16 protein-coding genes and 1 riboswitch are annotated in these 19423 nt (G+C 72.3%); of the genes, 13 read left to right on the top strand and 3 right to left on the bottom strand.

Going from position 1 to position 19423, the window contains the following annotated elements:
* Positions 1 to 3 precede the first annotated feature (3 nt).
* Positions 4 to 1533 (top strand): DNA polymerase Y family protein, encoded by a 1530-nt coding sequence (locus HC028_RS01750; protein ID WP_239075328.1) that lies wholly within the window; start codon positions 4 to 6, stop codon positions 1531 to 1533.
* 12 nt (positions 1534 to 1545) lie between these two features.
* Positions 1546 to 4869, top strand: a complete 3324-nt coding sequence (locus tag HC028_RS01745; RefSeq protein ID WP_168071916.1) for an error-prone DNA polymerase — start codon at positions 1546 to 1548, stop codon at positions 4867 to 4869.
* Between the two features lie 64 nt (positions 4870 to 4933).
* Here the strand turns inward: HC028_RS01745 and HC028_RS01740 are convergent, their stop codons facing one another.
* Positions 4934 to 5914 (bottom strand): aldo/keto reductase, encoded by a 981-nt coding sequence (locus tag HC028_RS01740; protein ID WP_168071915.1) that lies wholly within the window; start codon positions 5912 to 5914, stop codon positions 4934 to 4936.
* Between the two features lie 86 nt (positions 5915 to 6000).
* Positions 6001 to 6111, top strand: a riboswitch (TPP riboswitch).
* On the opposite strand from HC028_RS01740, the gene thiE reads away from it, so the two are divergent.
* The 11 genes from thiE to HC028_RS01685 all read left to right on the top strand — a co-directional run bounded on the left by thiE (position 6105) and on the right by HC028_RS01685 (position 15543).
* Entirely contained in the window at positions 6105 to 6731 is a 627-nt protein-coding gene (thiE, locus tag HC028_RS01735) for a thiamine phosphate synthase (RefSeq protein WP_168071914.1), read from the top strand. (Overlaps the previous riboswitch by 7 nt.)
* Positions 6728 to 7801: a glycine oxidase ThiO gene (gene thiO / locus HC028_RS01730; RefSeq protein ID WP_168071913.1), complete on the top strand. Its 1074-nt coding sequence runs from the start codon at positions 6728 to 6730 to the stop codon at positions 7799 to 7801. Before thiE ends, thiO begins: the two co-directional genes overlap by 4 nt.
* A complete protein-coding gene (gene thiS / locus HC028_RS01725) occupies positions 7792 to 7992 on the top strand; it encodes a sulfur carrier protein ThiS (protein WP_168071912.1) in 201 nt (66 codons plus the stop codon). The genes thiO and thiS overlap by 10 nt, the downstream gene beginning before the upstream one ends.
* A complete protein-coding gene (locus HC028_RS01720) occupies positions 7985 to 8761 on the top strand; it encodes a thiazole synthase (protein ID WP_275408219.1) in 777 nt (258 codons plus the stop codon). Before thiS ends, HC028_RS01720 begins: the two co-directional genes overlap by 8 nt.
* On the top strand, positions 8755 to 9318 hold the full coding sequence (locus tag HC028_RS01715) for a thiamine phosphate synthase (protein ID WP_168071911.1): 564 nt from the start codon (positions 8755 to 8757) through the stop codon (positions 9316 to 9318). Before HC028_RS01720 ends, HC028_RS01715 begins: the two co-directional genes overlap by 7 nt.
* A complete protein-coding gene (gene thiD / locus HC028_RS01710) occupies positions 9315 to 10106 on the top strand; it encodes a bifunctional hydroxymethylpyrimidine kinase/phosphomethylpyrimidine kinase (protein ID WP_168071910.1) in 792 nt (263 codons plus the stop codon). The genes HC028_RS01715 and thiD overlap by 4 nt, the downstream gene beginning before the upstream one ends.
* Entirely contained in the window at positions 10103 to 11731 is a 1629-nt protein-coding gene (gene thiC / locus HC028_RS01705; RefSeq protein ID WP_168071909.1) for a phosphomethylpyrimidine synthase ThiC, read from the top strand. Before thiD ends, thiC begins: the two co-directional genes overlap by 4 nt.
* 65 nt (positions 11732 to 11796) lie before the next feature.
* Positions 11797 to 12528, top strand: a complete 732-nt coding sequence (locus HC028_RS01700) for a methyltransferase domain-containing protein (RefSeq protein ID WP_168071908.1) — start codon at positions 11797 to 11799, stop codon at positions 12526 to 12528.
* A 1-nt stretch (position 12529) separates the two neighbouring features.
* On the top strand, positions 12530 to 13696 hold the full coding sequence (locus HC028_RS01695) for an alkaline phosphatase family protein (RefSeq protein ID WP_168071907.1): 1167 nt from the start codon (positions 12530 to 12532) through the stop codon (positions 13694 to 13696).
* Positions 13697 to 13717: 21 nt separating this feature from the next.
* Positions 13718 to 14983, top strand: coding sequence for a DNA polymerase IV (locus HC028_RS01690; RefSeq protein WP_168071906.1), 1266 nt, complete (start codon positions 13718 to 13720; stop codon positions 14981 to 14983).
* A 176-nt stretch (positions 14984 to 15159) separates the two neighbouring features.
* The gene (locus HC028_RS01685) at positions 15160 to 15543 is read left to right on the top strand and encodes a DUF3040 domain-containing protein (protein ID WP_168071905.1); all 384 of its coding nucleotides are present in this window, start codon (positions 15160 to 15162) and stop codon (positions 15541 to 15543) included.
* A 100-nt stretch (positions 15544 to 15643) separates the two neighbouring features.
* Here HC028_RS01685 and HC028_RS01680 read toward each other — a convergent pair whose 3' ends face one another.
* Positions 15644 to 18127 carry a transglutaminaseTgpA domain-containing protein gene (locus tag HC028_RS01680; protein WP_168071904.1) on the bottom strand — a complete coding sequence of 828 codons (2484 nt, stop codon included), beginning with the start codon at positions 18125 to 18127 and terminating at the stop codon, positions 15644 to 15646.
* The gene (locus HC028_RS01675; RefSeq protein WP_168071903.1) at positions 18124 to 19422 is read right to left on the bottom strand and encodes a DUF58 domain-containing protein; all 1299 of its coding nucleotides are present in this window, start codon (positions 19420 to 19422) and stop codon (positions 18124 to 18126) included. Before HC028_RS01675 ends, HC028_RS01680 begins: the two co-directional genes overlap by 4 nt.
* Between the last annotated feature and the right edge of the window lies 1 nt (position 19423).

Raw genomic sequence — 19423 nt, 5'->3', positions numbered from 1 at the left:
GGCGTGCGGACGCTGGTGCTGTGGTGTCCGGACTGGCCGGTGATAGCCGCCGAGATCGTCGAGGGCGTGCCCGCCCACGGACCGGTGGCTGTCCTGCACGCGGGTCGGGTGCTCGCCTGCTCGCCCGCGGCCCGCGCGGACGGGGTCCGTCGAGGCCTGCGCCGGCGGGAGGCGCAGGGGCGCTGCCCGCAACTGGTCATCGTCGACCACGACGCCGGTCGCGACAGCCGCGCGTTCGAGCCGGTACTGGCTGCGGTCGAGCAACTCGCCGCCGGCGTCGAGGTGGTCCGGCCCGGCGTGTGCGCGGTCGCCGCCCGCGGCCCGGCCCGCTACTTCGGCAGCGCGGAGACCGCCGCGGAGCTGCTGGTCGAGCACATCGCGCAGGTGTGCGACGTCGAGGCGCAGGCCGGCATCGCCGACGGCGTGTTCGCCGCGACCCTCGCCGCGCGGGCCGGGCGGCTGATCCCTCCCGGCGGGACCGCCCCCTTCCTCGCCGGGCTCGACGTCGCCGCGCTGGGCCGGCCAAGCCTCGTCGACCTGCTGCGCCGACTGGGCATCCACACCCTCGGAGCCTTCGCCGCGCTGCCCGCGAGCGACGTGCTCGCCCGGTTCGGGTTCGACGCGGCGCTCGCCCACCAACTCGCCGCCGGACGGGACGAGCAGCCCCTGGCGCCCCGCCAGCCACCACCCGACCTCGACGTCAGCGAGGAGTTCGACGAGCCGGTCGACCGGGTCGACGCCGCCGCGTTCGCCGCCCGTACCCTCGCCGAGCGGCTGCACCAGCGCCTCGCCGGACACGGGTTGGCCTGCACCCGGCTGGGGATCGAGGCGCGCACCGTGCACGGCGAGGAGCTGTACCGCACCTGGCGCCACGACGGGCTGCTGAGCGCCGCCGCCATCGCCGACCGGGTGCGATGGCAGCTCGACGGCTGGCTGACCACGGCGGGAAAGCGCTCCGTGGCGACCTCCGGCCTGGTCGCGCTGCGCCTGGTCCCCGAGGGGGTGGTCGAGCATGCCGGCCTCCAGTTGGGGCTGTGGGGCGAGGCGGGCGAGGAGCGCGACCGGGCGCACCGCGCCCTGACCCGGGTACAGGGCCTGCTCGGGCCGGAGGCCGTCGTGCTCGCCGAACTCGGGGGCGGGCGGTCGGCCGCCGACCGGGTCCGGCTGGTGCCCTGGGGAGACGAGCGCGGTTCCGGTGGAGCAGGTGAGCCGTGGCCGGGCCGGCTGCCGCCACCCGCCCCGGCGACGGTCCTGCCCCAGCCGCTGCCCATCGGTGTCACCGCCGCCGACGGCACGCCGGTCGGGGTCACCGGCCGGCTGGCGGTGACCGGGGAGCCGGCACTGGTCACCATCGGCGACGCCCGGCCGGTGGAGGTGTGGGGCTGGGCCGGCCCGTGGCCGGTCGAGGAGCGCTGGTGGGCGCCGGCGGAGGCCGATCGGCGGGTGCGGTTCCAACTGCTGCTCTCCGACGGCCAGGCCCTGCTGGTGGCGCTGTCCGGCGGCCAATGGGTACTGGAGGCGGTCTATGACTGACGGGGAACGCTGATGGGCTTCAACAATCCGGATGTTCCGTGGTCCCGGATGGAGCGGGTGCTGTCCGGGCGCCGCATGCCACCGGTCATCGACCCGCTCGCCGACGGCCCCGACGGCGGGGACTCGCCGGCGTGGAGCCGCAAGCGGCCCGAGTACAGCGCACCGCCGCTTCCGCGCCGCGGGGGCGCCACCCCCTACGCGGAGCTGCACTGCCACTCCAACTTCAGCTTCCTCGACGGGGCGAGCCACCCCGAGGAGCTGGTCGAGCAGGCCGCCCGGCTGGGCCTGGAAGCGGTGGCGATCACCGACCACGACGGGTTCTACGGCGTGGTGCGCTTCGCCGAGGCGGCCCGCGCGCTCGACATCAGGACGATTTTCGGGGCGGAGCTGTCGCTGGGCCTGCCCGGTCCGCAGAACGGAGAGCTCGACCCGGTCGGCCGGCACCTGCTCGTCCTGGCGAAAGGCCCGGAAGGCTATGCGCGGCTGTCCCGGGTCATGTCCACCGCACACCTGCGGGGAGAGGAGAAGGGGCGCCCGGTGTACGACCTCGAGGAGGTCGCGGCCGAGCTGCGTGACCACGTGCTCGTGCTCACCGGCTGCCGCAAGGGCCACGTGCCCGCCGCGCTGCTCACCGACGGGGTCGACGCGGCGGCCAGGGAGCTGGACCGGCTGACCGCCCTGTTCGGGGCCGAACACGTCGCCGTCGAGTTGACCGACCACGCCCACCCGGGTGACGACGAGCGCAACGACGCCCTCGCCGACCTGGCAGCCGCCGCCGGGCTGGGATGCGTCGCCACCAACAACGTGCATTACGCGGCGCCCGCGCGCCGCCGCCTGGCCGCGGCCCTCGCCGCGGTCCGGGCGCGGCGGAGCCTCGACGAGATCGACGGCTGGCTGCCTGCCGCGGGCACCGCCTACCTGCGCAGCGGCGCGGAGATGGCCGAGCGCTTCGCCGCGTACCCCGGTGCGGTCGAGCGGGCCGCCGCTTTCGGCCGCGAGCTGGCCTTCGACCTCAAGCTGGTCGCCCCGCGGCTGCCCGACTACCCCGTCGGTGAGCCGGGCCTGTCCGAGATGGACTGGCTGCGCCACCTGACCATGCGCGGCGCGGCCCGCCGCTACGGCCCGCGCGGGGAGCACCCCAAGGCATATGCACAGCTCGAGTACGAGCTGGACATGATCGAGAAGCTGGACTTCCCCGGGTACTTCCTGATCGTCTACGACATCGTCGAGATCTGCCGCCGGCTCGACATCTTCTGCCAGGGCCGGGGCTCGGCGGCCAACTCGGCGGTCTGCTACGCGCTCGGCATCACCAACGTCGACGCGGTCCGGCACGGGCTGCTGTTCGAGCGGTTCCTGTCCGAGGAGCGCGACGGGCCGCCCGACATCGACGTCGACATCGAGTCCGACCGGCGCGAGGAGGTCATCCAGGCCGTCTACGCCACGTACGGCCGGCACCACACCGCCCAGGTCGCCAACGTCATCTCCTACCGACCGAAGTCGGCGGTACGCGACATCGCGAAGGCGTTCGGGTACTCGCCCGGTCAGCAGGACGCGTGGAGCAAGCAGATAGACCGGTGGAGCGAGGTCGAAGAGAACGAGGAGATTCCCGAACAGGTCGTCGAGTACGCCAACGAACTGCTGACATTCCCCCGGCACCTGGGCATCCACTCCGGCGGGATGGTCATTTGCGACCGCCCGGTGATCGAGGTGTGCCCGGTGGAGCACGCCCGGATGGCGGGCCGCACGGTCCTGCAGTGGGACAAGGACGACTGCGCATCGGTGGGGCTGGTCAAGTTCGACCTGCTGGGGTTGGGGATGCTGTCGGCGCTGCACTACGCGTACGACATGATCGGCCTGCGCTGGGATCTGTCCACGATGGACCTGACCGATCCCGAGGTGTACGAGATGCTCTGCCGGGCCGACTCGGTCGGGGTGTTCCAGGTGGAGAGCCGGGCCCAGATGGCCACCCTGCCGCGGCTCAAGCCCCGCAAGTTCTACGACCTGGTGATCGAGGTGGCGCTGATCCGGCCCGGGCCGATCCAGGGCGGCTCGGTGCACCCGTACATCCGGCGGGCCAACGGTCTGGAGCCGCCGACGGTGCCGCACCCACTCCTGGAGAACGCGCTGGCGAAGACCCTGGGGGTGCCGCTGTTCCAGGAACAGCTCATGCAGATGGCCATCGACGTGGCCGGGTTCTCGCCGCAGGAGGCTGACGAGTTGCGCCGGGCGATGGGCGCCAAGCGCTCTCTTGCGCGCATGAGCGCCATCCGGGACCGGCTCTACAACGGCATGGGGGCCAACGGCATCACCGGTGAGCTGGCCGACGACCTGTACAACAAGCTGGCGGCGTTCGCCAACTACGGCTTCCCGGAAAGTCATGCGATGAGCTTCGCCTATCTGGTGTACGCCAGCGCCTGGCTCAAGCGGTACCACCCGGCGGCGTTCTGCGCCGCGCTGCTCAACGCCCAGCCGATGGGTTTCTACTCGCCGCAGTCCCTTGTGGACGACGCGCGCCGGCACGGGGTGACGGTCCGCCGGCCGGACATCAATGCCAGCGGTGCGAAAGCTGTCTTGGAGCCGCCGATCGACGGGGAAGCGCCGGGGGAGCGGCCGTACGAGTGGGGGCGCGGCGGGCGGGTGGTGCGGCTGGGGCTGGGTTCCGTGCGTACCCTCGGGGTCGGCGTGGCCGAGCGCATCGAAGCGCGACGGGCCGACGGCGGCCCCTATCGTGACCTGGCCGATCTCGCCCGGCGGGCGGAGTTGACCACCGCACACCTGGAGGCCCTGGCGACGGCGGACGCGTTCGCGTGCTTCGGGCTGTCCCGGCGGGAGGCGCTGTGGGCGGCTGGCGCCGCCGCTCAGGAGAGGCCGGACCGGCTGCCGGGAACGGTGACCGGGATCGAGGCGCCGATGCTGCCCGGCATGGACGCCGTCGAACGGATGGTCGCGGACGTCTGGGCGACCGGCCTGTCGCCCGACTCCCATCCGGCCCAGTTCGCGCGTTCATATCTGGACCGCATGGGGGCGATCCCGGTCGCGCGGCTGCAGACGATCGAGCACGGACGGCGGGTGTTCGTCGGCGGCATCGTCACCCACCGGCAGCGCCCCGCGACCGCGGCCGGGGTCACGTTCCTCAACCTCGAAGACGAGACCGGCATGCTCAACGTCACCTGCTCGCCGGGGTTGTGGAGCCGTTACCGGAAAACCGCCCGGACGTCGTCCGCGCTCGTCGTCCGGGGAATCCTGGAGCGGGTCGAGGGGGTGGTCAACCTGCGAGCCGACCACCTCGCGCCGCTCAAGCTCCCGGTACGCCCGGCGTCGCGCGACTTCCGGTAAGGGTTCCGAGATCTTGGAAGATTTGACATCACATGCGATGTCAAATCTTCCAAGATCCTGAAATTCAGGAGTGGCCGCGGATCGGGTGCGGCCGGTACGGCGCCTCGAGCCGCTTGATCTCCTCGTCGGTGAGTTCGAGGTCGAGGGCGCCGAGGGCGTCCTCGAGGTGCTGGAGCTTGGTGGCCCCGACGATCGGCGCGGCAACGCCCGGCCGGGACAGCAGCCAGGCGAGCGCGACCTGGGCCGGCTTCACACCACGCTCATGCGCCACCTCCACGACGGCGTCCACGACCGCGAAGTCGTCGTCGGTGTAGAGGGTGTCGCCGAACTCGTCGTTGTTGGCGCGGACGGTGCGCTTCTCGCCGCCCCGGCCGCGCGTACCGGCGAGCAGCCCCCGCGCGAGGGGACTCCACGGGATCAGGCCGACGCCCTGGTCCAGACAGAACGGGATCATTTCCCGCTCCTCCTCGCGGTACACCAGGTTGTAGTGGTTCTGCATCGACACGAACCGCGTCCAGCCCTTGAGGTCCGCGGTGTACTGCATCTTCGCGAACTGCCAGGCGTACATGCTGGAGGCGCCGACGTAGCGGGCCTTGCCGGCGCGCACGATGTCGTGCAGTGCCTCCATCGTCTCCTCGACCGGCGTCTCCGGGTCGAAGCGGTGGATCTGGTACAGGTCGACGTGGTCGGTGCCCAGGCGCCGCAGCGAGGCGTCGATGCTGGCCATGATGTGCTTGCGGGACAGGCCCCGCTCGTTGGGGCCCGGCCCCATCGGGTTGAAGACCTTGGTGGCCAGCACGTAGTCGTCGCGTTTCGGGAAGAGCGCCGACAGCAGCCGTCCGGTCACCTCCTCGCTGGCGCCCAGTGAGTACATATCGGCGGTGTCGAAGAAGTTGATCCCGGCCTCGACCGCGCGGCGCACGATCGGCTCGGCCTGCTCCTGACCGAGCACCCATTCCCGCCAGGTGCTGGTGCCGTAGCTCATCATGCCGAGACAGATCCGGGAGACCTTGAGGCCGGTCGAGCCAAGTCGTACATACCTCATCGTTCGATCTTCGCGCTCGGGGACGATTCCGGCGACCCCGTCCCCCTCGTTGTGTCGGCTGCCGGAGGTGACTTAGGGTCGGCAGAGAACACACCCACGGGAGTCCGGTGCAACCGGGCTGAGAGGGGGGCTGTCAGCCCCCGACCGTCGAACCTGATCCGGGTCATGCCGGCGCAGGGAGGGAGGACTGATGCCCCCTGTTGGGCGGCTGCACCTGATCACGGACGCGCGTCCGGGACGCGACGCGCTCACCGTCGTCGTCGCTGCGCTCGCGGCGGGTGCCGACACCATTCAGGTACGCGTACCGGACGCCACCACCGACCGGGAAGCGTACGAGCTGACCCGCGAAGTCCTGCGGATGTGCCGGGACGCCGGTGCCGCCTGCCTGGTCAACGACCGCCTGCACATCGCCCTCGCGCTGGGCGCCGACGGCGGTCACGTGGGCGCGGACGACCTGCCGGTGGCGGCGGCCCGGCGGATCCTGGGCCCGGACGCGATTCTCGGTGCCACCGCCCGAAACCCGGAGACCGCGCGGCGGGCGGTCGCCGACGGTGCCACGTACCTGGGTGTCGGGCCGGCGTACCGGACGTCCACCAAGGACGGACTGCCCGACCCGATCGGCGTGGGCGGGGTCGCGGTGGTCGCGGGCGCGGTGACCGTACCCGTGATCGCGATCGGCGGGGTGACGGCCGAACGCGCAGGCGAGCTGACCAGAGCCGGCGCCCACGGCGTCGCGGTCGTCGGCGCGGTCAGCGAGGCCGACGATCCCGGAAAGGCCGTGACCGAACTACTGCAAGCCATAGGGGAGTCGAGATGACCACGCGGGTCGCCGTCGTCGGCGGCGGAATCATCGGTCTCGCCGTCGCGTGGCGCTGCGTCCAGCGCGGCCTCGACGTCACCGTTTTCGATGCCAGCGACGAGAAGGCGACCACCGTCGCCGCCGGCATGCTCGCCCCAGCCGCCGAGATCCACGCCGGGGAGGAGGAGGTGCAGCGCCTGCTGGCCGACTCGGCCGGGCGCTGGCCGCAGTTCGCGGCGGAGCTGGAGAAGGCGACCGGCATCGAGGTCGGCTACCGCGACGAGGGCACCCTGCTCGTCGCGCTCACCGACGACGACCTGCGCGAGGTCAGGCGCCTCTGTGGCGTGTACGAGCGGGCCGGCCAGCCCGTACACGAACTGACCGCACGCGAACTGCGGGAGCGGGAGCCGCTGCTCTCACCCCGGGTACGCGGCGGCGCGTACGCCCCGCAGGACCACCAGGTGGACCCGCGCCGGGTCCTCACCGCGCTGCGGACAGCCCTGAAAGGTCGGGTCGTCACCGAAATGGTGACCGACCTGGCCGGCGTGGACGCCGACGTGACCGTGGTCGCCGCCGGGGTGGGCACGCGGGCGCTGACCGGCCTTCCGGTCCGTCCGGTCAAGGGCCAGACCGTACGGGTGACGGCGCCGCAGCCACCGCTCCGGCACATCATCCGCGGCTACGCCCGCAACCGCCCGGTCTACCTCGTACCGCGCCGCGACGGCGAGCTGGTGATCGGGGCGACCGAGGAGGAGCGCGGCTTCGACACCTCGATCACCGTGGGTGCCGTCCTCGACCTGCTGCGCCCCGCCGCCGAGCTGCTCCCCGAGGTCGTCGAGTACCCGGTGAGCGAGATCGCGGTGGGGCTGCGCCCCGGTACGCCGGACAACGCCCCGATCCTCGGCGCGCTCAAGGGAGACATCGCGGACAGCGGCCACGGCCGCATCCTCGTGGCCTCCGGCCACTACCGCAACGGTGTCCTGCTCACGCCGCTCACCGCCGACCTGGTCGCCGAGCTGGTCACCAGCGGGGTGTCGCCGCAGGGGATCACACCTTTCGCACCGGACAGGGAGGCGCTGTGGACCTGATCGTCAACGGAGAACTCCGAACCCTGAGCGGCCCGGCGAGCGTCGCCGACCTCGTCAGGGAGCTGACCGACCGCCTGACCGGCGTCGCGGTCGCGGTCAACGGCGCGGTCGTGCCGCGGTCGGCCTGGGCAGCGACGTCGCTCAACAAGGGCGACGCGATCGAGATCCTCACGGCGGTGCAAGGTGGGTAGCGGCGACGACTTCGTCATCGCCGGGGAAGCCTTCGGCTCCCGGCTCATTCTTGGAACCGGTGGCGCTCGGAATCACGCGGTGCTCGACGAGGCGATCCGCGAGAGCGGCACCGGCCTGGTCACGGTCGCGCTGCGCCGGATCGACCCGAACGCGCCCGGCACCCTGCTGGACGTGATCGAAAAGGCTGGCGTGCGGGTGCTGCCCAACACCGCCGGCTGCTACACGGCTGTCGAGGCGGTCAAGCTGGCCCACCTGGCGCGGGAGGCGTTCGACACCAACTGGATCAAGCTTGAGGTGATCGGCGACGAGGACACCCTGCTGCCGGACGCGGTCGAACTGGTGAGCGCGGCGCAGACCCTGGTCGACGACGGGTTCACGGTCCTGCCGTACACCACCGACGACCCGGTGCTGGCCCGGCGGCTGGCCGACCTCGGCTGTGCGGCCGTGATGCCGCTCGGCGCGCCGATCGGCTCCGGCATGGGCATCCGCAACCCGTACAACATCGCCTTGATCCGGGAGACGGTGAACGTACCGGTGATTCTGGACGCCGGGATCGGCACGGCCTCGGACGCGGCGCTCGCGATGGAGCTCGGCTGTGACGGCGTGCTGCTCGCCTCGGCGGTGACCCGCGCCGAACGGCCGAAGGAGATGGCCGCGGCGATGCGGCACGCGGTGATCGCCGGCCGGCTGGCCTACCGCGCCGGGCGTATCGCGCGCCGGCTGTACGCCACGGCGTCGAGCCCCCTGGAGGGGATGCCGCAGTGGTGATCGTGTTCACCGACCGGCGCCAGGCCCGCCACCCGCTGCCCGACGTGATCCGGGCCGCGGTCGACGGGGGCGCGCGGACCGTCGTCCTGCGGGAGAAGGACCTGCCCGACGACGAGCGGGCCGCGCTCGCCGCACGCCTGCACGAGGTGCTCGCGCCGGTCGGCGGCCGGCTGCTGCTGGCCGGGCGTACCGCCGGCCCCGACGGGCAACACCTCGCCGCAGCCGACCCGTGGCCGCAAACGCCGCGCGGCCTGGTCGGGCGCAGCTGCCACGACGCGGATGAACTCGCCCGGGCCGTGGCGGAGGGCTGCGACTACGCCACGCTCTCGCCCGTGTTCGCGTCGACCTCCAAACCCGGGTACGGCCCGCCACTCGGCGTCGACCGCTTCCGCGAACTGTGCGCCGGTGCCGGCCTACCCGTGTACGCCCTGGGCGGGGTCGAGTCGGCCGACCGGGCAGCAGCGTGCCGCGACGCCGGGTCGGCCGGGGTCGCCGTGATGGGTGCCGTGATGCGCGCCGACGACCCGGCCGCCGTTGTGAAGGAGCTGATGCCGTGAACCCGCCCGTGGCGTTGACGATCGCCGGTTCCGACTCCGGCGGCGGCGCCGGCATCCAGGCCGACCTGAAGACGTTCGCGATGCACGGCGTCTTCGGCACCAGCGCGATCACGGCGTTGACCGCACAGAACACCGCGAAGGTACGCGCGGTGCAGGCGGTCGAGCCGGACTTCGTCGCCGAGCAGCTCTCGGCGGTCCTCGACGATCTGCCTGTCGCGGCGGTCAAGACCGGCATGCTCGCGACGGCCGAGACCGTCCACGTCGTGGCCCGCTGGGCCCGGCGGCTGCCGCGGCTCGTCGTCGACCCGGTCCTCGTCTCCTCCAGCGGCGACTCGCTCTTCGACGGGGCTGCTCGCCGGGCGTACCTGGAAGAGCTGTTCCCGTTGGCGACCGTGGTGACACCCAACTCCCGCGAGGCGGGGGTCCTGGTGGGCCGGGAGGTGGGATGCGTCGACGACGCGATCACGGCCGCCCACGAGCTGGGCGCGACCGGCCCCACCTGGGTCGTCATCAAGGGCGGTCACCTCGACGGCGGCGGGGAGGCGGTCGACGTGGTCTGGCACGACGGCCGGGTCGAACTGCTGCGTACGCCCTGGGTCGACACCGCGAACAACCACGGCACCGGCTGCACCTTCGCGGCCGCCACCGCCGCGCGCCTGGCCCGCGGCGACGACGTGCGTACGGCGCTGGAAGGCGCGAAGTCCTATGTCCACCGTGCCTTGGTCGAGGCCGCTGATTGGCGGCTCGGGGCCGGGCACGGCCCGCTCTCCTGGGAGGCTATTCAATGAGGCGCAAGGTCTACGCGACCGGTACCCGCTCGGATGTCCGGGTGCCGTTCGCGGAGGTGACGCTGTCCGGCGACAATCCGCCGGTCCGGCTCTACGACACGTCCGGGCCCGGCAGCGATCCGGTTGTCGGCCTGCCGGAGCTGCGCGCGGAGTGGATCGCTTCGCGAGGTGATGTCGAGGTGGGGCCGGCGTCCGGCCCCGCCAACGCGGGCCGGACGGTGCGGCGGGCCGCGGCCGGCCGGACCGTCACCCAGCTGCACTACGCCCGGCAGGGGATCGTGACCCCGGAGATGGAGTTCGTGGCGCTGCGGGAAGGCCTCGACCCCGAGGTGGTCCGCGAGGAGATCGCCACCGGTCGGGCCATCCTGCCCAACAACATCAACCACCCGGAGTCCGAGCCGATGATCATCGGCAACCGGTTCCTGGTGAAGGTCAACGCCAACATCGGCACGTCCGCGGTCACCTCCTCCATCGAGGAGGAGGTCGCGAAGCTGACCTGGGCCACTCGCTGGGGCGCCGACACGGTCATGGACCTGTCCACCGGCAAGCACATCCACGCCACCCGCGAGGCGATCGTGCGCAACTCGCCGGTACCGATCGGCACCGTGCCGATCTACCAGGCGCTGGAGAAGGTCGGCGGCGACCCGCTGAAGCTGACCTGGGAGGCCTACCGGGACACCGTCATCGAGCAGGCCGAGCAGGGCGTGGACTACATGACCGTGCACGCCGGGGTGCTGCTGTCGTACGTGCCGCTCACGGTCGAGCGCGTCACCGGCATCGTCTCCCGGGGCGGGTCGATCCTCGCCGCGTGGTGCCTGGCCCGGCACGAGGAGAACTTCCTCTACACGCACTTCCGCGAGCTGTGCGAGATCTTCGCGCAGTACGACATCGCGTTCTCGCTCGGCGACGGACTGCGGCCGGGCTCGATCGCCGACGCCAATGACGAGGCGCAGCTCGCCGAGCTGAAGACGCTCGGCGAGCTGACGAAGATCGCCTGGGAGTACGACGTGCAGGTCATGATCGAGGGGCCGGGTCACGTACCCATGCACAAGATCAAGGAGAACGTCGACCTGCAGCAGGAGTGGTGCCACCAGGCGCCCTTCTACACGCTCGGGCCGCTGACGACGGACATCGCGCCGGCGTACGACCACATCACGTCGGCCATCGGCGCCGCGATGATCGCCATGTACGGCACCGCGATGCTCTGCTACGTCACCCCGAAGGAGCACCTCGGCCTGCCCGACCGCGACGACGTGAAGGCCGGCGTCATCGCGTACAAGATCGCCGCGCACGCCGCCGACCTGGCCAAGGGCCATCCGGCGGCGCAGGCCTGGGACGACGCGTTGAGCAAGGCACGGTTCGAGTTCCGCTGGGAAGACCAGTTCAACCTGGCCCTCGACCCGGACACCGCCCGGGAGTACCACGACGAGACGCTGCCCGCGGAGCCGGCCAAGACCGCGCACTTCTGTTCCATGTGCGGCCCCAAGTTCTGCTCCATGCGGATCAGCCAGGACCTGCGCAAGTACGCCGACGAACACGGCGTCGACGCGGTCGGCGCGATCGACCTCGGGCTGAAGGAGAAGTCGGCCGAGTTCGTCGCCACCGGGGGAGAGGTGTACCGGTAGGCACCCCTGTTCAACAAGAGGGGAAGAACGCCGCCCCGTGCCCAACCGCGGGTAGGCTCCTGGACGTGGAGCCCAAGGGAAGCGCCTCGCCGCGTACCGCGGTGGTCTGGGCGGTGCTGCGTGCGGAGTTGGACCGGGCCACCGGGCCGCTGACCGTTCTCGACGTCGGCGGCGGCACCGGTGGTTTCGCCGTGCCGCTCGCGATCGCTGGCCACCAGGTCACCGTCATCGACGCCAGCCCGGACGCGCTCGCCGCGCTCACCAGGCGCGCCGCCGAGGCGGGCGTCGCCGACCGGGTACGGGCGATGCAGGGCGACGGCGACGACCTCGCCGATCTGGTCGCGCCGGAGAGCGCCGACCTGGTGCTGTGCCACAGCCTGCTCGAGGTCGTCGATGATCCGGCCACGGTGGTCAAGGCGCTCGCCGCGACGCTGCGCCCCGGTGGGGTCGCGAGCGTCCTGGTCGCCAACCGGGTCGCGGCGGTGCTGGCCCGTGCGGTCGGTGGGCACCTCGGCGTCGCGGCGGCGCTGCTGACGGACCAGGAAGGCCGGACCGGCGCCCGGGACACGCTGCGTCGCCGGTTCGACCTCGACACGGCGACCCGCCTGCTCACGGACGGCGGCCTGGTGGTCGAGCAGACCAACGGCGTACGTGTGGTCGCCGACCTGCTGCCCGGCGCTGTCCTGGAGGGGCAGACCGACGCGCTGCTCGCTTTCGAGCTTGCCGCCTCCGAACTGTCGCCCTACCGGGAGATCGCCACCCAACTTCACCTGTTCGCCCGCCGGCCGGCGGACTGAGATGGACGTCGTCCATCCCAGGTACGGCGCCGAAACCATCGCTGAGGTGCTCCCCGGGGTGCTCAGCGCGTTCGGTCTGCCCGGGGTAGCCGACCCGCTCGGCCTGGCCGGCGGCCCGCTCGCCGGGGTGCGCCGGGTGGCGATGCTGCTCGTCGACGGCCTGGGCTGCGCCCAGCTTCCGCTCGCGGCCCCGTACGCGCCGACCCTCGCGGAGTTCGCGGCCGGCCGGCTGGGCACGGTACGCACCATCACGAGCGGGTTCCCGTCCACGACGCCGACGAGCCTGGTGAGTATCGGCACCGGTGCCCCGCCCGGGCAGCACGGTGTGATCGGCTTCAACGTACGGGTCCCGGCGACCGGCCGGATCCTCAACCACATCCAGTGGTGGGACGACCCGGATCCGAAGGAGTGGCAGCCGGTGCCGACCCAGTTCGACCGGGCGGCCGCCGCCGGTATCCCGGTCACCGTGGTCAGCCGGGCCGAGTTCGCTGGCAGCGGCCTGACCGTGGCGGCGTACCGCGGAGCCGACTACCGGGGCGCGGCCGGCGTGGACGCGCTCGCCACCGAGATGCTCGCCGTGCTGAACTCCGAGGGTGGCCTGGTCTACGGGTACCACCCCGATCTCGACCGGGCCGGCCACACGTACGGGTTGGCGTCGAACGAGTGGGCCGCGGCGGCCGGCGACGTCGACCGGCTGCTGACCCGGTTGATCGAGGGGCTTCCCTCGGACGCGGCGCTGGTGGTGACAGCCGACCACGGTCAACTCGACATCCCCGCCGACGGGCGGCTGGATCTCGACACCGACCCGCGCCTGCGTACGGGGGTCGAGGCGGCGGCCGGGGAGCCCCGGGTGCGCTACCTGTACACGCTGCCGGGGGCCCGCGACGACGTCATCGCCGCGTGGCGGGCGGTGCTCGGTGACGGGGCCTGGATCGTGCCCCGCGAGGAGGCGGTCGCGGCCGGCTGGTTCGGGCCCGTACCCGAAGAGCACCTCGCTCGCGTCGGCGACGTCGTCGTGGCCTGCCACGACAGCAACGTGGTGGTGGCGACCCGGTCGGAGCCGGAGTTCGTGGCCCGGATGGTCGCCTTCCACGGTTCGTACACCGCCGCCGAGATGCGAGTCCCACTCTTCGTGGCGGGTGGCGCGTCGTCGCCGAACTTGTCATAGGTCGGCAGTAGCCTCCCCGTCGTGGGGCGCAGCCAGGCATTGCCGCGGGACGGCGGGACGGGGGAGTTTGGCCCCGACGCCGACGACACCGGCTGCCCGATGCTGCACGTGGACATGGACGCGTTCTTCGCGTCGGTGGAGATCCGTCGCCGGCCCGAGCTGCGCGGTAAGCCGGTGATCGTGGGCGGTGCCGGGCCGCGTGGCGTCGTCTCGTCGGCCAGCTACGAGGCCCGCGCCTACGGCGTCCGCAGCGCCATGCCGGGCGCGCGGGCCAGGCGGCTCTGCCCACACGCGGTGTTCCTGCCGGTCGACGGCCCCGCCATCGCGGCCGCCTCGCGCGCCGTCATGGCGATCTTCCGGGACATGACCCCGCTGGTCGAGCCGGTGTCGGTGGACGAGGCGTTCCTCGACGTGTCGGGCGCCGGGCGGCTGCTCGGCCGGCCGGCCGAGATCGCGGCGGCCATCCGCCGGCGGGTGCTCGACGAGCAGGGATTGACCTGCTCGGTCGGGGTGGCGCCGACCAAGTTCGTGGCGAAGTTGGCGTCGACGCGCGCCAAGCCGGACGGCCTGGCAGTGGTGCCGGTCGACCGGGTCCTCGACTTTCTGCACCCGCTGCCGGTGGAGGCGCTGTGGGGCGTCGGCGAGCGCAGCGCCGAGGTGCTGCGCCGGCTCGGGCTGGTCCGGGTCGGTGACCTGGCGCAGGCGCCGCCCGGCATGCTGCGCTCCGCGCTCGGCGAGGCGGCGGCGCAGCACCTGCACGAGTTGTCGTGGGGCAGGGACCCGCGCTCGGTGGTCCCGGAGCACGTCGAGAAGTCGATCGGGGCGGAGACGACCTTCGACGTCGATGTGTCGGACCAGGATGTCCTCCGCCGGGCCCTGCTGGCCCTGGCCGGCAAGACCGCCGGCAGGCTGCGCCGGGCAGGCCAGATCGGCCGCACGGTGGCGATCAAGGTCCGGCTGGCTGACTTCCGTACGTTCAGCCGGTCGCGCACTCTGCCGGTGGCCACGGACGTCACCCGGGAGATCTTCGAGACGGCCTGGGCGCTGTTCCAGGCCCTGGGCACCGGCGAGCGGATCCGGCTAGTCGGCGTACGGGTCGAGGGCCTGTCACCGGTCGATGCGGCGCCCCGGCAGCTCACGCTCGGCGAGAAGGACAGCGGGTGGCGGGAGGCGGAGCGGGCGGCCGACGCGGCGGCGGCGCGGTTCGGCGCGGGGGTGGTGCGCCCGGCCAGCCTGCTCGGGGGGCGTACGGAGCCGCAGTCCGGTCGACGTCCACCGGCAGTGTGATCTGACCCCGTAACATAGGACGGGGGTCCATTGAGCGGGGAAAAACAGTACGCTTGGACGGTCGTCCGGCTTTCCGACCCGCTTAGCCGCTCGTAAACTTGCGACTAAGCAGCCGGATGGCTGTCACGGTCTGTCGATCCGTGCGGATCGGCCCTCGAGGACCGGGGAGGAGTACCGTGCCGCTCTCGGAGCACGAGCAGCGGCTGTTCGAGCAGATCGAGCGGTCGCTAGCCGAGGACCCGAAGTTCGCCTCGGCGGTGCGCGCCACCGACCCGCGCTTTCACGCGCGTCGTCGGATAGTCATCGCTGCCGTGCTGTTCCTAGCCGGCATCGCGCTGTTGATCTATGGTGCGTTCAGCAAGGTAGCCCTGGTCGGTGTGGCCGGATTTGTCGTTATGCTCGGCTCGGCAGTCTTTGCGATGCAGTCGTACCGGCAAGGGCAGAACAGGGACCTGCGGGCGGTCGGTGGAACCGCGACCCGGCGCACTCGGCCGCGCCGCTCGTCACTGGTTGACCGGCTGGAGGAACGCTGGCGGCGTCGTCCCGAGGACAATCGCTGACTTTCAGACCCACAATGAAAGGGACCCGGGCGTTTTAGCCGGGTCCCTTTCATTGACTTTGGCGCTTTTGTCCTTAACCACGTTTCTGGACCGCGCGGCTTCAACGGCGCCCGCCGGGCAGCAGCCGGCGCGGGTGCAGCACTCGAACCAGTGAGTCCCGGCGCTCGCTCACTGCCACGGTCAGCCGCGTCGTCGCTTCGCCCGCGGCGGCCCGCCAGCGGCTCAGTACCGACGCCGGCAGGAAAGCCGCCCGCAGTCGGGTGCGCCACGACACCCGCTGCCGGATCGCGTCACGTACCGCCCGCAGGGAGCCGGTCAGATCGTCGCTTCGCAGCGGTTGGCGGGCATACCGGGCGCGCTCTTCGGCCTGTCCGAGGAGCCGCGCGCCCGTCGCCGCCCATTCGTCCAACGCCGCCGTCTTGACCAGGTGCTCGGAGGTCGCCCGGGGAGTGCTGGCCAGATCGAGCGGAAGCCGGTAGTCGACCATCGTGTCGATCAGTTCGTCCCACGCCGCGTGGGCCCGCCGGCGAGCCAGGCCGGCCGCGGCGTCGTCGGCGACCACCAGATCCGCGCCGCCCGCCGACCTCGTGGCCGGCGCGGACGCACCGGTCACCCGCGGATCGGCGATCCGGTCCGGGCGCCGGCGGCGCCGCAGCAGGGCGCGCCACAGGGCGGGGACGAGCAGCAGCGCCAGGGCCGCGAGCACGCCGAGCGTGGTCGGAATCGGTACGGGCGACGCGGGCGGGGTCACCGTCGCTCCGTTGCCGTCCGGACCGAAGCGGTCCTGCCGCGGGTCGCTGGTCGGCCCGGCCGCGGCGGCCTGGTCCGGCCCGCCGGGGATCGGAAGGTCGTCGCGGGGGGCGGTGGCGCCGGGGACGTCCGCCGGCCGGTTCGGGTCGGGCGCCCACGCCGAGTCGACCCCGCCGACGAACGTGGCCGGGGTGGCGTCGAAGGGCACCCAGCCGAAGCGTTCGAAGTACACCTCGGTCCAGGCGTGCAGGTTGCGGTTGGTGAGCGTCCAGGTGTCCCCGCTCTGGCTATTGCCCCGGCTGAACCCGAAGGCCACCCGGGCCGGGATGCCCGCCGCCCGTACCAGCCAGGCCATCGCCGCCGAGTACTGCTCACAGAAGCCCTGTTTGTTGTTGAGGAAGTCGACGATCGCGCTGCCGCTCGTGCCGCTCTTGGTCTCCAGGCTGTACCGGAAGCCGTTGTTGGCGGAGAAGTAGCTGTGGATCGCGCGCACCTTGTCGTACGGCGTGAACTTGCCGGAAATGATCTGCGCGAGTCTCCGCTCGACCTCGGGGATCCTCGGCACCGCCGTGTACTGCCGCTGGATGGGGTCGTCCGCGTTGAGGGCCCCCGCCTCGCGTAGGGCCTCGGGGCTGTACTCCGCGCGCACGTAGTCGAAGCCGTACTTCTTGTCCCGACTGCTGCTCTGGCGGGAGTAGATCAACTGGTCGTTGCGGTCGTAGAACCAGGACGAGTCCAGGCTGCTGGTCCTGGTCGGCTGCAGGTAGACCGGGAGCGTGTTCATGTTCAGCGCCACGATCTGCACCTGAGCGTGGTACGGCCGCAGGGCAACCCCCGGCCCCTGCTGGGCCGTCGGCCCCGGCAGGTTGGCGGTCGCCGCCAGGCCCCCGCCCGGTCTGCGGTTGCGGAACCCGGCCGGCGTCACCTCGTCGGCCACCCCGAACCGCAGGTAGTACGGGTTGGGATCGTTGGTCTGCACCTTCACCATGTCGAAGGTGCGGTTGTTGTTCAGTTCGCCGCTCAGTACGGCGTAGAGATCCACCGACGCGCCGTTGCCGCCCCGGCCGAGGCCGTTGCCGATGCCGCTGCCGTCGGTCGGACCGAACCGGTCGAGCAGGCCGGCGTTGCTGCCCGGTACGGCCATCGGCACCGTGACGGCGATGACCACCCCCACCAGCGCGAGCCGCCTCCCGGCCGCCGCGAGGGGCGAGGGTTCCCACGCGCTGACGTCCCGGCCGTCACCGGTGAACCGGCGCCCGAACCGGCGGACCCGGTGGACGTTGTCGGTGGCCATCAGCCACAGGAACCCGGCGGCGCCGGCCGCGAACGGCAGGACGTTGACGCTGTCCTCGCGTACCGCGACCGGAACGGAGTAGATCGCGAGCATCGGCAGGCCCGCGAGGGCCGGACGGCGCAACACCATGGTGAACAGGTCGATCACGATCGCGACGGCGCCGATACCGAGGGTAGACAGGAACAGCAGGCCTTGGCGGTCGGCCACCGGTACGCCCTGGTCGCGCATGTCCGTACCGGCGCTCACCAGCAATTCGTTGAAGTGGGCGAACGTCTTGGGCGTCGGGATCAACCCGAGGAGTTCATGTCCACTGTGGAAGACCCAGGTGAGTACAAAGAGGAGCGCCAGCGCCATCGCGGCCGTCGGGATCCAGGAGGCGACGCGCAGGTTCCGTACGACGAGCGCGACCCCGGTGGTCGTGATGACGACGATGAGCGCGTCGACGAACCACGTCCAGGTGGCGAACACACTCGTCAGCGGCAGCGCCGCGAGCAGCGTGGCCGCGGCGGCCACGAGGGTGACGTGACGGCGCTGGGTCACGGTCGACCCCCCGACACCGTTTCCGCCATGGCGGCGCGGTAGGCGAAGCCCTCCGTACCCCGCGCGACCTGGGGCCAGAGAGTGGGGAGCCGGGCGCCGTGGGTGACCGGTACGACCCGCCATCCGGAGCGGAGCAGGCTCAGCGCGGCGGCGGAGTGCCGGTCCGCGGACGCCGCGCGGTCGGCCGCCGACTGGCTGAGCCAGGTGGTGCTGTCCAGGAACAGCGCCACGCAGGTCGTGCCGTTGCCACGCAGCCCGGCCAGGAGTTCCGACTCGGCCGCCGACAGCGGGCCGAACAGGCCGATGACCAGTCCGGCGTCGGAACGCCGCCGGACCCGTTCGACCAGCGTTGCGAGGTCGCTGTCCGCCGACAGCTTCACCTCGGCGAGGTGCGTCAGCAGTGCCGCCGCGCCGTCGACCTCGCTGACCTCCACGTCCACGCCGGCGCCGGTGACGAGACGGAGCTTGTACCCGCTCTGCCGCAGGTGCAGCGCGATGCTGGCCGCGGCGGAGACCGCCCACTCGAAGCTCGCCGTCGGGCCCTCGCCGCGGTGGGCGCCGGCCCGGGTGTCGAGGACGATCGTCACCCGGCTCTCCCACGGCTGCTCCTCGCGGCGCACCATCAGCTCGCCCACCCGCGCGGTCGAGCGCCAGTGCACGCGCCGCAGGTCGTCGCCGTGGCGGTACTCGCGGGTCGCCGCGTCGTCGTCCCCGTGGACGGCGACCGCGCGGGCCCGGTTCTCGCCCGTGCCCGCGTACTCGCCGGCGAGCCGGACCATGGGGAGTCCGACGATCTGTGGGATGACGGTGAGCCGGTCGACCGTGGCGAACGAGCGGGCCAGCTCGCACAGGCCGAACGGGTCGGTCAGGCGGACGACCAGCGGGCCCACCTCGTAGCGGCCCCGCACGTCGGCGCGCACGCTGTACGCCACCGAGCTGGCCTGGTGGGCGCCGAGGCGCTCCAGGACGAGGCGCGGCCGGGTGCCCAGCGCGTACGGGAGGCGGTCTTCCAGCAGCAGGGTGCCGGTCAGCAGCCGGGACAGGTTCTGCAGGCGCAGCACGACCCGGGCGGTCGCGCCCACCTGTGCCTGGGGCGGGTCCAGCGTGCGGGTGCAGGCCAGCTTGTACCGGGTACGCCCGACGTAGCCGGCCGCGAGCAGCGGCAGCACGCCCAGCAGCACGGCGACCCGCAGGAGGTCCTTTTCCCCGAGGATCAGCGACGCGAGCGCCGAGGCCAGGGCCGCGGCCACGAAACAGCGCCCACGCGTGGTCAGTCCGCGCAGCGCCTCCCGCACC

Source organism: Planosporangium flavigriseum (assembly GCF_011947225.1).
GTDB lineage: Bacteria > Actinomycetota > Actinomycetes > Mycobacteriales > Micromonosporaceae > Planosporangium > Planosporangium flavigriseum.
Note: the sequence above shows the minus strand (reverse complement) of the source record. Positions and strands in the feature narration are given on the sequence as shown.

Excerpts from the sequence above, each read along its gene's own strand:
- HC028_RS01745 (WP_168071916.1), top strand. The coding sequence starts at position 1,546 with ATGGGCTTCAACAATCCGGATGTTCCGTGGTCCCGGATGGAGCGGGTG.
- HC028_RS01740 (WP_168071915.1), bottom strand. The coding sequence starts at position 5,914 with ATGAGGTATGTACGACTTGGCTCGACCGGCCTCAAGGTCTCCCGGATC.
- thiC (WP_168071909.1), top strand. The coding sequence starts at position 10,103 with ATGAGGCGCAAGGTCTACGCGACCGGTACCCGCTCGGATGTCCGGGTG.
- HC028_RS01695 (WP_168071907.1), top strand. The coding sequence starts at position 12,530 with ATGGACGTCGTCCATCCCAGGTACGGCGCCGAAACCATCGCTGAGGTG.
- thiO (WP_168071913.1), top strand. The coding sequence starts at position 6,728 with ATGACCACGCGGGTCGCCGTCGTCGGCGGCGGAATCATCGGTCTCGCC.
- thiE (WP_168071914.1), top strand. The coding sequence starts at position 6,105 with ATGCCCCCTGTTGGGCGGCTGCACCTGATCACGGACGCGCGTCCGGGA.